This is a genomic window from Photorhabdus laumondii subsp. laumondii (assembly GCF_003343245.1).
Classification (GTDB): Bacteria; Pseudomonadota; Gammaproteobacteria; order Enterobacterales; family Enterobacteriaceae; genus Photorhabdus; species Photorhabdus laumondii.
This window is the reverse complement of sequence record NZ_CP024901.1, coordinates 5,388,402-5,402,855: the sequence shown is the minus strand read 5'-3', so window position 1 is coordinate 5,402,855 and position 14,454 is coordinate 5,388,402. Positions and strand designations below refer to the sequence as shown.

The window sequence follows — 14,454 nt, the reverse complement described above, 5'->3', positions numbered from 1 at the left end:
AATATCCAGGTTGAATGTTGACAGGCTTTTTCTTCTAAGCGTAACATTCGCGCCTTACGATCACGTAGGGAGTAAAGGAGACTTATGATACATGCTGAGCGCATTTAAGTTAGAGAATAATCGCCTGCTCCGTCTTGAGTTTGAAGAGGGAGAAAAGTTATCTGATTCCTTATGGGTAGATTTGGTTGAACCGGCAGAGCAAGACAGACTGCAAGTTCAAAATGAATTGGGCCAAATTCTGGCAACCCGACCGGAACTGGATGACATTGAGGCGTCGGCGCGTTTTTTTGAAGATGAAGACGGGATACACGTCCACTCATTTTTCTACTTTGAAGACGCGGAAGACCATGCTGGCAACGCAACAGTTGCATTTACTATTCGTGATGGTCGTCTCTATACGTTGCGAGAGCGGGAGCTCCCTGCGTTTCGATTGTATCGTATGCGTGCTCGTAATCAGACATTAGTTGATGGTAATGCTTATGAAGTGCTGATGGATCTGTTTGAAACCAAGATCGAACAGTTGGCTGATGTTATCGAAAATATTTACAGCGTGTTGGAATCCCTGAGCCGGGTCATTATGGAAGGGAAACAGGGTGATGAGTTTGATATTGCCTTGTCCAGTCTTGCTGAACAGGAAGATATTAGCTGGAAGGTTCGCTTATGTCTTATGGATACTCAGCGTGCGCTTAACTTCTTGGTGCGACGGGCCCGTTTGCCGGGGGCTCAACTAGAGCAGGCCCGTGAAATCTTGCGGGATATTGAATCGCTGTTGCCACATAATGAATCTCTGTTTCAGAAAGTTAATTTCTTGATGCAGGCGGCAATGGGTTTTATCAATATTGAGCAGAGCAGAATTATCAAAATCTTCTCGGTTGTCTCTGTGGTATTCCTGCCGCCAACGCTGGTGGCTTCCAGTTATGGTATGAACTTTGAGTTTATGCCGGAGTTACACTGGACATTTGGTTATCCGGGCGCAATTGGTTTAATGATTGCTGCCGGTCTTGCACCGTATCTCTATTTTAAGCGGAAGAATTGGCTTTAATATACCCTATGGATTTCAAGATGCATCGCGGCGGCAAGGGAACGAATCCCCGGGAGCATAGATAACGATGTGACCGGGGTGAGTGAGTGCAGCCAACAAAGAAGCAACTTGAAAGATGACGGGTATATATGACCGCCGTAATAGTTTTATTATGGCGGCTATAATAGAGACATAAAAACAGTACATTAATAGTTTAATCATCTTTTTGTGCGGCATTAGGTTTTATTATTATTATTTAAAATATTGATTATTGAATGGAAACAACCTTGACATTATTATAAAATGCTTAAATGCTAGTTCTATATGATTTATATAATCTATGATTGAATATATAACTTGGAGTAATTTTCGTTTTAAAAGAAGTTTTTATTATTGTTTTCTATCTTTAATATAAGTTTTAATTTGTTTAATTGAAATATTATCAACCTTAATTCTACAGTTTTATATTAAATTTGAAAGCAGGATGAATTAAATAAAAATATTTTTTGAAAAAAGTATTTGATTATTAAAGATAAAGTAGATGTAACGAGAAAGGCATTAATATATAAAATAGAATTAGCTTATTTTACAGGATGTACTTAATCATACGAATCGCTGTTCCTAATTGAGTATATTCTTTTCCAAAGTGTTTAAAGCCAAGGGCAATATAAAACCCTTCTGCTTGCGGAGGATTAGCTAGCACCTGCAATGAGACTTTGCCTTTTATACCCGTCATCTTTCAAGTTGCCTCTTTGTTGGCTGCACTCACTCACCCCGGTCACATAGTTACCTATGCTCCCGGGGATTCGCTCCCTTGCCGCCGCGATGCATCTTGAAATCCATAGGGTATATATGAAGATCATTCAATGTGATTTGCACCAATTGCTTGCCAATACCTTGATGCCAAAAGCCCGGTTCAATAAATATTCCATCAAGTTCTGCATTTCCATCAGATAGCGGTAATACAACACAAAATCCCAAGATTACATTAGCTTGTTCCGCAATATAAACATATCCTGCTGTAATATATTCTATCGGCAGTTCTATCATATGGGGATTTGCTAGTAGTAATTCCCTATCTTCTTCCCACATAAGAGATGCACGTAATTGCAGAGCTTCAAGGGCGAGTTGTTCGGTTGTACCGGCTAATCTGATGGTTATTTTCATTGTTTTGCTATCTCTGCGATCTACGCTGTGTATACACTGCATCCAATGTAAACAGCACTAATGCAGCCCAGATAAAGCCGAAAGTAATCAGACGGTCAATGCCTATTTGTTCACCATAAACCAAAGTTGCTAGCAGGAACATCAGCGTTGGGCCGACATACTGAAAGAACCCTAGTGTGGATAGGCGCAGGTGAGCAGCGGCTTCTGTGTATAACAGCAATGGTACAGTAGTGATAATACCCGCAGCAATCAGCCATAGATTCAGTGTCATTGGGTTAGCAGTTAAATCACTGGTTGGGCTGTTGGCAAAACCAAATAGGTAAATGGCGGCAACCGGCAGTAACCACAGTGTTTCAATCGTCATGCCTGTTTGAGCATCAACATTCATCTTCTTTCGCAGCAGGGCATACAGGGCGAAAGTAACAGCCAAACTTAATCCAATAACCGGTATAGAACCAAATTGCCATAATTGGATTAACACGCCGGTGAAGGCCAGAATAACCGCCGCCCATTGCATGCGGCGGAAACGCTCACTCAAAAACAGCATACCAAACAAAACATTAACCAGTGGACTAATGAAATAACCCAGGCTGGCTTCCAGCATATGGCCGTGATTTACCGCCCAGATGTAAATCAGCCAGTTACAGGCAACGACAGTGGCCGTCACTGCCAGTAATAGCACTTTTTTAGGTTGATGAAAAACTTTGACTACCTGTGACCAGTGACGAGTCAATGTTAGCAGTAGCAACATAAAGAAAAATGACCAAATAATACGATGGGTCAGGATTTCGTCAGCAGGTACTTGCTGGATATGTTTAAAATAAATTGGTGCGATTCCCCAGATAAAACAGGCACCGAAGGCGTACAGTACTCCTTTGGTAGTTTGTGGCTTGTTCATATTGTCCTGATGTTAATAAAGGTGGAAAGAGTGTCATGAGTTTTTAGCCCGTTAACGTGAAAATAATATGTCACCGGGCTGAATATTACGCAAGCGATTAAAATTATATTGTCATCCTACCAGATAGGTCGCCGTTACACTGGCGATATGGGCTCTCTGCTCATTATGTAGTTCTGCTCTGGCGACGGAAACTTTGTTGCCATTGCGGATAATGCTACTGGTGGCGGTGAATAATTCACCACGACCGGGGCGTAGATAATCCACCCGTAAATCAATCGTTCCCATTATGGATAATCGTTTTTCTAATTCTTCTAATGATGCGGGTACCAGACGGGTCAAGGCGTTACCGATACAGACCAATCCACCACATACGTCAAGCACTGAGGCAATTACACCACCATGTAAAATTTTTTGTGCGATATTACCTACTAATTTACTTTGATTACGGAATTGTATTTCTACGTAATCTTGTTCAAACCGAATCAGTTCAAGTCCTAATAATTGGTTAAAAGGCATATTGTGAACAAAAGCATGACCAATCACTTGCCGGGCTTCTTCCAAGGTTAATAGCGTTGTAGACATTTAATTTTATTCCTAAATCTAAATAAAGGTATGTGTTATCAATATGACTTTATATAGTTAATGACTTGTTAATGTTGTGCTTTTATTGCTAATCTTGCCAGCTTTAAGGAATGCTTGGCAATAATCTGAATAACATCAGTATAGGTAAGTTGAAATGGAAAATAATATTGGTGCTGGAATTTAATCTACTGAAATTATGTGTATATGTAAATAAAGAAGGCGGTACTGTAGCAGCACCGCCTTATATAAAATAGTCACTATATTACTGATGAGGCACCGTTTTCCATGCTCATTGTTACGAATGACCAAATTTGGCAATTGGGTTAATCAGGTTATCAGCAAACTGTAAACTTTGAGCCGGATCAGCTAAATCAAGCATCTGACGGTTATTCGCTATTTGCAGACGATTTAGACAGCAGCGTTTAATCTCCGGTGTAAACAGCTCATAACGTACAAATTGCTCACTCAATTCAGGATGGTTGTGCTGATAGCTTAAAATACACTCTGCTACAGCCTGCCAGAAAAGATCCTGTGAATAGTCACCCTGTTCATCCAGTATTGCAGCCAGATATCGGAATATACCGTCAAATACATCAGATAAGATAGTGAGTGTTTTCATATCTTCTGGCATGTCTACTTTGACTCGACTCGCTTTTTCCGGTAAATCGGCGTCGGGATTCATGACCAGAATCTCTTCCGCTAAATCTTTCATGAAGATGTGCTGTGGAATATGGTTTTCCAATACCAGAATGATGTTTTCGCCGTGTGGCATAAACATTAGATCATAAGCGTACAAACAGTGTAACAGTGGCGCAAGATAACTCTCTAAATAGCGACGTAACCATTCCTGAGTAGGCAGGCCGGATGCGGAAATTAATGCGGGCAATAGGGCATTCCCTTGCTGATCACTGTGCAGTAACGCAGCCATAGTCATCACTTGTTGCCCAGGTTCAATGAGTTGCAGTGGGTTTTCTCGCCATAGTGCCGCCATCATTTTTTTATAAGGCGTATCACTACTGATTGCTTGCTCGTAATAGCTGTTTTTGAAGCCAACACTGGCGACTTCTCGTAAAATTTTAAAACGATAACGTTGCAGGATGGGATCTTGTGTTACCAAATCAAATAACCAGTCGTTAATGCCCGGTGTCGTCGCCATGTAATAAGGTGATAAACCGCGCATGAATCCCATATTGAGAATAGACAACGCCATTTTTACATAATATCGCTGAGGGTGACTGCGATTGAATAGGGTGCGGATTGACTGTTGTGCCTGATAGGTATCAGCACCAATACCAAGGTAGACCAATTTCTGATTAGCAATATCAGGCGCAAACACCGATGCCAGTTTGTTCTGCCATTGCCAGGGGTGAACAGGCATCAGGAAGTAATCCTTTGGATTAAGGTTAAGCGCGATCAACCGCTGATCAAATTCAGCCATTGTGGTGGTGCCTAGTTCTTGTTCCAGCAACTGTTGATAATTGAGTTGCTCGATGCAAGCAAAGTGTGCCTTGCTCTTATGTGCGGCCAGCCATACTAAATGTATAGCAGAGGCCGCTTCGGGACTAAAGTTCTGGAAATCACCAATATCAAAACCAATCCGGCCATTGTTGGCGACGAAGGAGGGGTGTCCTTCCATCATCTCCCCTTCCAGCGCCTGAAAATCAGTATTCACGAGATCCATTGCACTGATACCGATTCTGTTATGCTTAAAAGCACTGCTATAGAGAGTACTGGTAATTTCTTCCAGATAGGTAGTCATTACGACATCGCTGATGCCAAGTTGTTGTTTGAACTCAATAATGAATAGCAAGGAATCGAGTGCTTTTTCTTCTCCGTTGGCATTTTTCTGTAACGAATCGGCATCAATCAGCCAGTGATCCAGTGCCATACGCCGTGCCCGAAAAGTATAGCTGACCAGATGGTCAGCACTATTCAAACGGTAACTGTCCAAACGGTAATGGTGATATCCATCACTATCTGCTTTTTCAGTTAACTGTTGAGGCACGAGTAAACATTCGTGTGAAAATTCAGCAATAGCTTTACACAAGTGCAGACGATTAACTTTCTGCCAGACCGCTGGTTGCAAGTGCATGGCATTTGTCATCAATGAACCTAAGTGGGTTGGTGTTGTCGCGTGATGTTCCCGCTGTAACGCAATCTGATGCTGTTCTCTGGTGCAAAAGGCTAACTTGGCTGTTTTATTTGGTAATACCAATGCCTTCTGATAAACAAAACCGGCCCGCAGATTAAGTTTGTGAATTTTCTCATTACGTATATCGGGCTCAACCACAATACGAGCCACAGTAGGATCACTAAACAGAAAGGCCATGATGGTTTGGAAAATTCCCCAGGTGAAATGCCTTATTTTTGCTTGCGGTGGTGCAACCAGAATATGCATTCCCATATCATCTGGGTGTGCTGGATAATATTTTCCAATCAGATCATCTTGTGCACGATAACACTCTAATAGAAAAGCAGGTTGCTCCCGATAGATTCCAATAAATACACTGCCCGGGTGGCGGGATTCTAAGTCCTGATAAAATTCCCATACTTGTTGTTTGGTATTATTTATCATTCCCCAATAATGGGCGTAATCCCGGTTAACCCAGTCAGTTAATATGGGAATATCCCGTTCTAGATCCAGTGGACGTAATGTAAAGGTACCTATTTCAGGCAAGGATTTTTCAAACAGCGTAGGATTAAAGACGGACATTAGCATGCTCCTTCGGTGTCAACGCTGAACTGCTGGAAAGCGATACTTTTCTCAATCGGATAATGTTCAATACCGGTAATTTCATAAATCAAACAAGAGTTGCGATAACAGGCCATTCCCAGATCCGGCGTGACGAAACCGTGGGTATGTAATTCTACGTTCTGTATGAAAATGGTATTGTTCTGATCGATACTGTAATTACGCTGTACACCATAACGTCCTTTTTCATCCCAATGGATAAGGTGATGTATGCCTTCAATAAAAGTCGGGATTTGATACTGATAGCCGGTTGCCAGAACGACTCCTTCGGTGTCGAGAGAAAATGATTGCTCTTGCTCGTGTTGGAATAACGCCAATGTTAGGTCGCGGCCATTATTAGCATGGCTAACTTGTCGTAATTCACTATTGGTATATAAGTTGACGTTTAACTTGCCATTTAATCGTTTGGTGTACATTAAATCGAAAATATCGTTGATTAATGAACTATTGATACCTTTATAAAGCTGCTTGTGGGACAAATTTAATGCATCACGCTTGTCGCCCGGGAGACTATAGAAATAATCTATATATTCTGGTGACGTCATTTCTAGTGTCAGCTTGGTATATTCCAGCGGGAAAAAACGTGGCGAACGGGTCAGCCAATTAAGTTGATAATCGAATTTATCAATATCACTGAGCAAATCGTAGAAAATCTCTGCGGCACTTTGTCCACTACCCAGAACAGTAATAGATCGTTTTTGTTGCAAGGTCGCTTTGTTATTTAAATAATCACCAGATGTCACCATCCGTTCAGAGAACGGTTGGCAACACTTTGGAATATAAGGTGCAGGTCCGGTACCCAATACCAATTTTTTACAAACAAATTGGTGTTGCTGCCCAGTTAACGTATCTGAACAATGTAGTGTATATAGCGAAGCGTCTTCATCATAGCTGATACTGTCAACGCGTGTGTTAAAGCGTAAATTAGATAACTGTTCTGCCGCCCACTGACAATATTGGTTATATTCCTTACGCATCAGGAAAAAACTTTCCCGGATATAAAAAGAGTATATTCTCCCTTTCTGCTTGATGTAATTAAGGAAGCTAAGTGGATGAGTGGGAGATGCTAAGGTCACCAGATCTGACATAAAAGGGGTCTGCATGGTGGAATTTTCTAGCATCATTCCCGGATGCCAATCAAAGCCCGGTTTTTGATCAATGAACAGGCTATGAACATCTTTTAATGGCTGAGTTAAACAAGCCAGTCCGAGATTAAAAGGACCTATTCCAATGGCAATAAAATCATAAGGGCGAGTTATCATAATTTCTCCTGGTGAATAATATTAATCTCATTAGTTGTTATTATGTGTTGCCAGAAAATCGTTTCCGTGCATTACGATGCTATGCACAATTTCTTGTAGATGTTGTTGGCTTGTTGCCGGGTTGAGGAAAGTGAATTTCAGATATTGTCTGCCATTGACTTTGGTACCCGCAATAACGGTATTACCTTCACGGAATAGTGCCTTACGAATGGCCGCATTGATGGCATCAATATCCGCATCAGGTAATTTTTGTTTAGGAATAAAACGGAAAACCAAAGTACTTAATTCTGGATAATGAATAAGTTCAAAATAGGGATTCTGTGCCATTAATCGATAGGCATCCTGAGCAGTATCGACCACTTTATCAAAAGCTTGTCCGAGTCGTTTTGCACCCATAATTCGTAATGTCAGCCACATTTTCAATGCATCAAAACGACGAGTTGTCTGGATACTTTTATTGACCAGATTGGGTGTACCCTCTTGTGAGGCACTGAGTGGATTTAAATATTCGGCATGATAAGTCAAATGGGATAAGTGCTTCTTATTTTTGACGAAGAAAGCACTGCAACTGACTGGCTGGAAAAATGACTTATGGTAATCCACCGTGACAGAATCCGCTAAATTAATGCCTTCCAGTAGATAAGCGCGACGAGGTGAAACCAGTAAACCGCATCCGTATGCCGCATCCACATGTAGCCAGATACTATATTGCTTGGCGATAGCCGCGATAGGATGAAGTGGGTCAATACTGCCGAAATCTGTGGTACCCGTCGTAGCAACAATGGCAAAAGGAATGTTGCCCTGTTCGATGCATTGGTTAATGCTTTGTTCCAATGCTTGAGGGTCCATACGGAACTCACTGTCGTGAGGAACAGATACAACAGCGTTGTACCCCAAACCCAGGATAGCGGCGGCTTTTTGTGTACTGAAATGGCTGACTGTCGAGGTAAAAATACGCAGTTTATGAAAATCTGCTGGCAGACCATGTAGCTGATTTTTATGTTCAGGATTGCGCTGGTGACAAAAATGATCCCGCGCAAGTAGCATTGCCATCAGATTTGATTGGGTGCCGCCACTAGTAAAGATACCATCGGCATTTGTACCTAATGCCATTTTATCTCGTGTCCAGTCGAGAACTTTTTGCTCTATTAGTGTCCCGCCAGCGCTTTGATCCCAAGTATCCAGTGAAGAATTAATCGCTCCAATAATGGTTTCAGCCAGAACGGCGGGTAATACTAATGGACAATTAAGATGCGCCACATACTTTGGATGATGAAAATAAACAGCATCTTTAATATAAAGTTGCTGTAACTCATCTAAAGCTTGGTTTAAAGAGGTGAGTGGAAGATCTAAATTCACTTTAGAAAATAGTGGGGATAACTCATTGGGTAATATCCCACTGAAAGGCTTATCCACCTGCTGTAATATTTTCTTTATTCTGGTAATGACATTATAAGCGTCATCAAGATAGTCTCCAGCACTATGCATATTTAAGAAATATCTGGAAAAATCTTCGTCCGTTATATGACTATCTTGTGTGAGTGAATTGTCTAATAGCAGAGCGTCTCCGTACATTATATGTCCTTGTTATTTCATATATAGGTTGTGATTTGGTTATTGCCCAACATCATTGATTTTATTATGTGTAGTATTTGGTTAGATTAAATATACCCGTTATCTTTCAAGTTGCCTCTTTGTTGGCTGCACTCGCTCACCCCGGTCACATAGTTACCTATGCTCCCGGGGATTCACTCCCTTGCCGTCGTGATGCATCTTGAAATCCGTAGGGTATATGCTCCCGGGGATTCGCTCCCTTGCCGTCGCGATCCATTTTGAAATCCATAGGGTATAACTGTTGAATAATAGCGCGATTAAATCAAAATAATATATTTCTACCTAAGCAGATAAGAATTAAAAATTATAGAATAGAATGTTAGTGTTTGCTTTCTACCTTAGATTCCAAAGGGCAATCATGGCAATTACCGACGCCAGGTAGTTTATTTCTCTGACAACAACTGCGACGTTGCATATTGTTATGCCGTAAAATAACAGTACGGTAAAGGGGGTTATCTCTACCATTAGGTAATTGTGGTTCCATAAAAAGACCATTTATAATTTCTTGATATGACTTGCTATTTATTCTTGTGCTGAACTCAGCAAGATACCAATGCATAATATAACCGATATTATTCCATAGAAGCCGTCCATTTATCCCCTGATATGATTCGATCTTTTCACATACAGGAATAATATGGCGATCCAACAGAGAATAATGACGATGAAGTAGTGATAAAGGTGATTCATTTAGCCAGGTTAAATGATAGTAAACAATATCTGGTCTGCCACTGTCATGGAATTCAAGCCGAAAAAGATTGTAATGAGTATCCACTGCTTGTGGATATTCCAGCAACATTAATATCATCGGGGGAATAACCAAACCAAAATACCATTGAGCCCATAAAGAATACAGCGCTTTTTGGTTAGGTTTTATATCATTGTCACCGTAGTATTCATCCTGATAGCGTTGAATTAATACCGGAAATTCTCTTGTATCTGACCATTGAGGAAAACTCATGCTAGTAGCAGGGATATTGTCTGCATTTACTCTCATGGTGGCAGTAAAATGGCTAAACGTTTGTTCAAATAACTGGATGATATCTTCAATTACCACGGTGGTTAAAGGGGTAACCGAATCGTTTGTATTTGACACCATCAACTCCCTGTTTACATGTTCCTACTACCTGATTGTAGTATCTTACATATGACTAATCATTGTAAATATAATTATGATAATTATTATTATTATCATTGTCATTATCAAGTGGTAAATCTTTTGGCCACCTATAATTGCTTGTCAATACAGCATCATAAGCCGCTCATTCACGATTCAGATGGGATTATATTTTGGAATAATCAATGGCTTACCTGATTCTGGATCGCAAATAATACGGCAAGGGAGACCAAACACATCGGCGATACTCTGTTCGTTGATAATCTCTTCTGGCACACCTTCGGCGTAAATTTTGCCATTCTTCATCATAATTAAATGTGAAGCGTAACGTAGTGCCAGGTTAATATCGTGCAGTACCAGCACCAACGTTTTTCCCTGTAAATGTAAACGTTGGCAAAGATCGAGCATTTCAATCTGATGAGTGATGTCCAGATAAGTGGTTGGCTCATCTAACAGTACAATGGGTGTTTGTTGTGCCAATGTCATAGCAAACCAGGCGCGTTGGCGCTGACCACCGGAAAGTTCACTCACTAACTGTTGCGACATCTCCTGGAGTTCGACCGCATGTAACGCGTCGTTAACTGCTCGTTCATCTTCTGCTGACCACTGTCGTAAAAAGGATTGATGAGCGTAACGTCCACGTGAAACCAAATCGTATACGGTCAACGCTTCGGTGATGATTGCCCCTTGTGTTAGCAGAGATAGCTCACGTGCTACCGTTTTCGGTTTGTAATGTTGAATATTGTTCCCATCAAGCAGAATTTCACCGTGCTGTGGCGTTATACCTCGGCTAATGGCGCGTAGTAGTGTCGATTTTCCACAACCATTTGGGCCAATGATGACGCTGAATTCACCATCACGAATAGAAATATTCAGACACTCAACAATCGTTTTCTTGCCGTATGCTAGCGAAAGTGCTTGGGCTGTTAGTCGTGAGGTGGTGGTTGAGGAATTCACATCGGATGACATGACTTTGTTCTCCTTAATTCAGCGTACAGCAAATACATCAAATAGACACCGCCTACCCCTGCGGTGATAACGCCTATTGGCAGACGTGCCGAAGTAGGAAGTAGCAAAGTAATTAAATCGGAAGCGAGCAGTAGTAATGCTCCCACCAGTGCTGAGCAGAACAGCGCAGTGCCTTTGGCCCGTACCAAGCGGCGGGCGATTTGTGGAGCAGAAAGTGCGATAAAAGCCACTGGCCCGACAACCAGTACCGCCATTGAGGCCAGTATGACCGCCAGTGACAAACTCATAAGCTGAATGATACGTACTGGTACACCGAGCGTATTAGCAACTTCATAGCCCAGATTGACGTAGTTTAATTGCCGTCCTAACCAGAGTAGAAAGGGGATGAACAGTGACGTTCCATAAATTAACCCAACATCTTGCCAACCTCGGCTGGCGAGGCTACCGTGCAGCAGCGAAGCGAGTTGCTGTGCTTGCTCAAGACGCACATTCGAGATAGCGAAATTAACAAATGCCATACAGAGGGCGGCGATAGCAATCCCGGAGATGACAATTCTGGTTGTCTGCATCTGCCCAGAGCGACTAATGTTTCCGGTGTATACCAACAGCACGGCAAAGCTGGCTCCTAGCAGCGCACCTAAAGGGATCGGCAGTACGCCAGGCCAGATGATCAGTGTGGCGACTATGCCAGCAGCAGCGCCGGCATTAACGCCGATAATATCGGGGCTACCGAGTGCGTTACGGGTTGTCAGTTGAAAAAGTGAACCTGAGAGTGCCAGTGTTGCGCCCGCTCCGATAGCCACTAATGCGCGGGGTAAACGTAGCTGTATGAGAATAAATTCTTGATAAGGAGTTGAGGTTGCTAGCCAGGGATTATCGATACCTTGCTTACCCAGTGCGAGAGAGAGATAAAACAGCACTGAGAGCAGTAACAATATCAATAAGATGGCTCTTTGGGTCCGTTGTGGAGGTACAAGAAAGACAGCAGTTCCCAACATGAAGGTTCGAATTTTTGCCGGTCTGGATAGGTTAATCTGCGACATAATTAACTCCACGATAGGTTTTAATAACCAGATAGAGCAACGGTCCACCGATTCCTGCGGTGATAATCCCCACCATGATCTCCCCGGGGGCTATCACCAACCGTGCCAGTATATCGGAAGTGAGCAACAGGCAAGGCCCGGCGAACAGGCAATAGGGTAGTAGCCAGCGGAAATCGCTGCCAACTAAAGCCCGCATCAAGTGGGGGGCCGCTAAGCCAATAAAGGCAATAGGGCCTGCCATAGCGGTAGCCACTGCCGCCAGCATGGTCGCAGTAATAAGCGACAACACGCGGGTGCGGGCAACATTGGCACCAAGTGAGGTGGCAATGTCTTCACCAAACACCATCACATTCAGGGAGGAGCTGAGTGAAAGGGTCAATATTAAGGCAAATAACAGATAGGGTATCAGCGAACTCGCTTCTGCCAGAGACATTGCGCTAAGCGATCCAATGGTCCAGAAGCGGTAGCTATCCAATACATGGGCATTCATTAATACAATGCCTTGCACAAAAGCAAATAGGCAGGCGTTAATGGCAGCGCCGGTCAATACCATGCGTGCTGGATTGCTATTACGTTGTCCTCCACTGAGCAGGTAGAACAGCAATGTAGCTAGACTTGCGCCAATAAATGCTGTCCAGAAACGTGGAAGTTCATTCAGTATGGGTATGAAAGAGAAACTGACGACCACCGCAGCAGCGCCGGCGTTAACGCCCAGTAAACCCGGTTCGGCTAATGGATTACGTAGCAATCCTTGAGTTACAGCACCGGAAAGCGCGAGTGCTGCGCCGGCCATGATGCCAATTAACGTACGTGGTTTGCGGGCATTGATGACCAGATCGCTATAGCTACCACTGTCACCTAACCAATAGTGATGCCATATAGTTGATAATGGTAACATTTTTGCGCCCAGACTCAGGCTGGCAATAATACAAATGAAGGTCAGCAGTATCATGAGACCTAAGCCAAGTAGCAGTACAAACCGCCGTTTAGGATTTGTCATGATGATTTAATTGCCTCTGCCAGCACGGGCATAAATTGTGATAAACCCCAGCGTAAGCTGAGCGGTGTACCGTAAGACATGGCAACGACCAATGATTGGTCAGTTAGTGGGATATAACCTCCCAGGTGTACGGCACGGATAGATTGAAACAGTGGTTGTGCTTCCACTGCCTTACGTTCTTGTTCATTATTGAACCAAGTTACTAAGATATCCGCGCCATTAAGATAATCGGCATTTTCCAGTCCTATATTAGCGGCGAAACTGCCGAAGGGATCGGCTAATGTGCTGACTGATGGCAGTAGCGTCAAACCGAGGTGTATTAAAGTATCGACACGAGGATCACCTCTAACGTATACCGATAGCATGTTACTGCTGATACCCGCTTTGATATAGGCGAAAGTGTAGCCACTGATATGCGGGATGGTATTACCTGATTCGCGCAATATGACATTCAGTTCAGTAGCGAGTTGCTCTCCTTGCGGCTGTTTATCTAGCGCACGAGCAATTAATTCAATCTGCTGTTGTGGTGTCGTGAGCCAAGGGGCAGATGGATAAGCGATCACTGGGGCGAAATATGATAAATGGTCATAAATTTCTTGGGTGAGGCCTGATTGGGTTGCCACAATCAGATCAGGCTTAAGACTAATAACCTTCTCAATGTCTAATTCAGGGTACATCTCTATCACAGTTGGCAAAGTCTCGCCACGCTGTTGTATCGCTTGTTTAAACCACGGTAGATAGCCCTGTTCATCCCCGCCCCAACGGTGGGATTCGATACCGACAGGGACGATGCCAAGATCCAGTACGATATCTTCCGCTCCTGCACCCAAGGCAACAACACGTTGGGGTTGATGTGGAATCACCGCGGTACCCAAGGCGGTAGTTATTTCTTTAGGATAGCCGGGCTTATCTGACGGTGCATTGTTTGTGCTGGCTGGCTTATCACAGCCAGCCAACAGGCTGACCAACAGCATCAACGGTACGGCAAACCCTTTGCAACGCTTCAATTTCATTGTTTGCTTTCCTTCA

The 14,454-nt window shown here is 43.0% G+C and carries 13 protein-coding genes; 1 reads left to right on the top strand and 12 read right to left on the bottom strand.

The window, feature by feature from the left end; genetic code table 11:
- Nucleotides 1-91: 91 nt before the first annotated feature.
- A complete protein-coding gene (gene corA / locus PluTT01m_RS23775) occupies nucleotides 92-1,042 on the top strand; it encodes a magnesium/cobalt transporter CorA (protein ID WP_011148706.1) in 951 nt (316 codons plus the stop codon).
- 565 nt (nucleotides 1,043-1,607) lie between these two features.
- On the opposite strand, the gene PluTT01m_RS27060 is transcribed toward corA, so the two are convergent.
- The 12 genes from PluTT01m_RS27060 to PluTT01m_RS23720 form a co-directional block, all read right to left on the bottom strand.
- Complete coding sequence (locus tag PluTT01m_RS27060; protein ID WP_011148705.1) at nucleotides 1,608-1,757, bottom strand: hypothetical protein; 150 nt, start codon at nucleotides 1,755-1,757, stop codon at nucleotides 1,608-1,610.
- Nucleotides 1,758-1,807: 50 nt separating this feature from the next.
- Nucleotides 1,808-2,188 carry a GNAT family N-acetyltransferase gene (locus PluTT01m_RS23770; protein ID WP_011148704.1) on the bottom strand — a complete coding sequence of 127 codons (381 nt, stop codon included), beginning with the start codon at nucleotides 2,186-2,188 and terminating at the stop codon, nucleotides 1,808-1,810.
- A gap of 7 nt (nucleotides 2,189-2,195) precedes the next feature.
- Entirely contained in the window at nucleotides 2,196-3,086 is an 891-nt protein-coding gene (gene rarD / locus PluTT01m_RS23765; RefSeq protein WP_011148703.1) for an EamA family transporter RarD, read from the bottom strand.
- Nucleotides 3,087-3,197: 111 nt separating this feature from the next.
- Nucleotides 3,198-3,668: a thioesterase family protein gene (locus tag PluTT01m_RS23760; protein WP_011148702.1), complete on the bottom strand. Its 471-nt coding sequence runs from the start codon at nucleotides 3,666-3,668 to the stop codon at nucleotides 3,198-3,200.
- Between the two features lie 295 nt (nucleotides 3,669-3,963).
- Nucleotides 3,964-6,381, bottom strand: a complete 2,418-nt coding sequence (locus tag PluTT01m_RS23755; protein WP_011148701.1) for a GNAT family N-acetyltransferase — start codon at nucleotides 6,379-6,381, stop codon at nucleotides 3,964-3,966.
- Nucleotides 6,381-7,682, bottom strand: coding sequence for a lysine N(6)-hydroxylase/L-ornithine N(5)-oxygenase family protein (locus PluTT01m_RS23750; RefSeq protein WP_011148700.1), 1,302 nt, complete (start codon nucleotides 7,680-7,682; stop codon nucleotides 6,381-6,383). Before PluTT01m_RS23750 ends, PluTT01m_RS23755 begins: the two co-directional genes overlap by 1 nt.
- 30 nt (nucleotides 7,683-7,712) lie before the next feature.
- Entirely contained in the window at nucleotides 7,713-9,257 is a 1,545-nt protein-coding gene (locus PluTT01m_RS23745; protein WP_011148699.1) for a pyridoxal phosphate-dependent decarboxylase family protein, read from the bottom strand.
- 358 nt (nucleotides 9,258-9,615) lie between these two features.
- Entirely contained in the window at nucleotides 9,616-10,392 is a 777-nt protein-coding gene (gene fhuF / locus PluTT01m_RS23740) for a siderophore-iron reductase FhuF (RefSeq protein ID WP_041381229.1), read from the bottom strand.
- A gap of 177 nt (nucleotides 10,393-10,569) precedes the next feature.
- Nucleotides 10,570-11,382 carry an ABC transporter ATP-binding protein gene (locus PluTT01m_RS23735; protein ID WP_011148697.1) on the bottom strand — a complete coding sequence of 271 codons (813 nt, stop codon included), beginning with the start codon at nucleotides 11,380-11,382 and terminating at the stop codon, nucleotides 10,570-10,572.
- Nucleotides 11,367-12,425 (bottom strand): FecCD family ABC transporter permease, encoded by a 1,059-nt coding sequence (locus PluTT01m_RS23730; protein ID WP_011148696.1) that lies wholly within the window; start codon nucleotides 12,423-12,425, stop codon nucleotides 11,367-11,369. Before PluTT01m_RS23730 ends, PluTT01m_RS23735 begins: the two co-directional genes overlap by 16 nt.
- Complete coding sequence (locus PluTT01m_RS23725) at nucleotides 12,412-13,425, bottom strand: FecCD family ABC transporter permease (protein WP_011148695.1); 1,014 nt, start codon at nucleotides 13,423-13,425, stop codon at nucleotides 12,412-12,414. The genes PluTT01m_RS23730 and PluTT01m_RS23725 overlap by 14 nt, the downstream gene beginning before the upstream one ends.
- Nucleotides 13,422-14,438 carry an iron-siderophore ABC transporter substrate-binding protein gene (locus tag PluTT01m_RS23720; RefSeq protein ID WP_011148694.1) on the bottom strand — a complete coding sequence of 339 codons (1,017 nt, stop codon included), beginning with the start codon at nucleotides 14,436-14,438 and terminating at the stop codon, nucleotides 13,422-13,424. Before PluTT01m_RS23720 ends, PluTT01m_RS23725 begins: the two co-directional genes overlap by 4 nt.
- Nucleotides 14,439-14,454 lie beyond the last annotated feature (16 nt).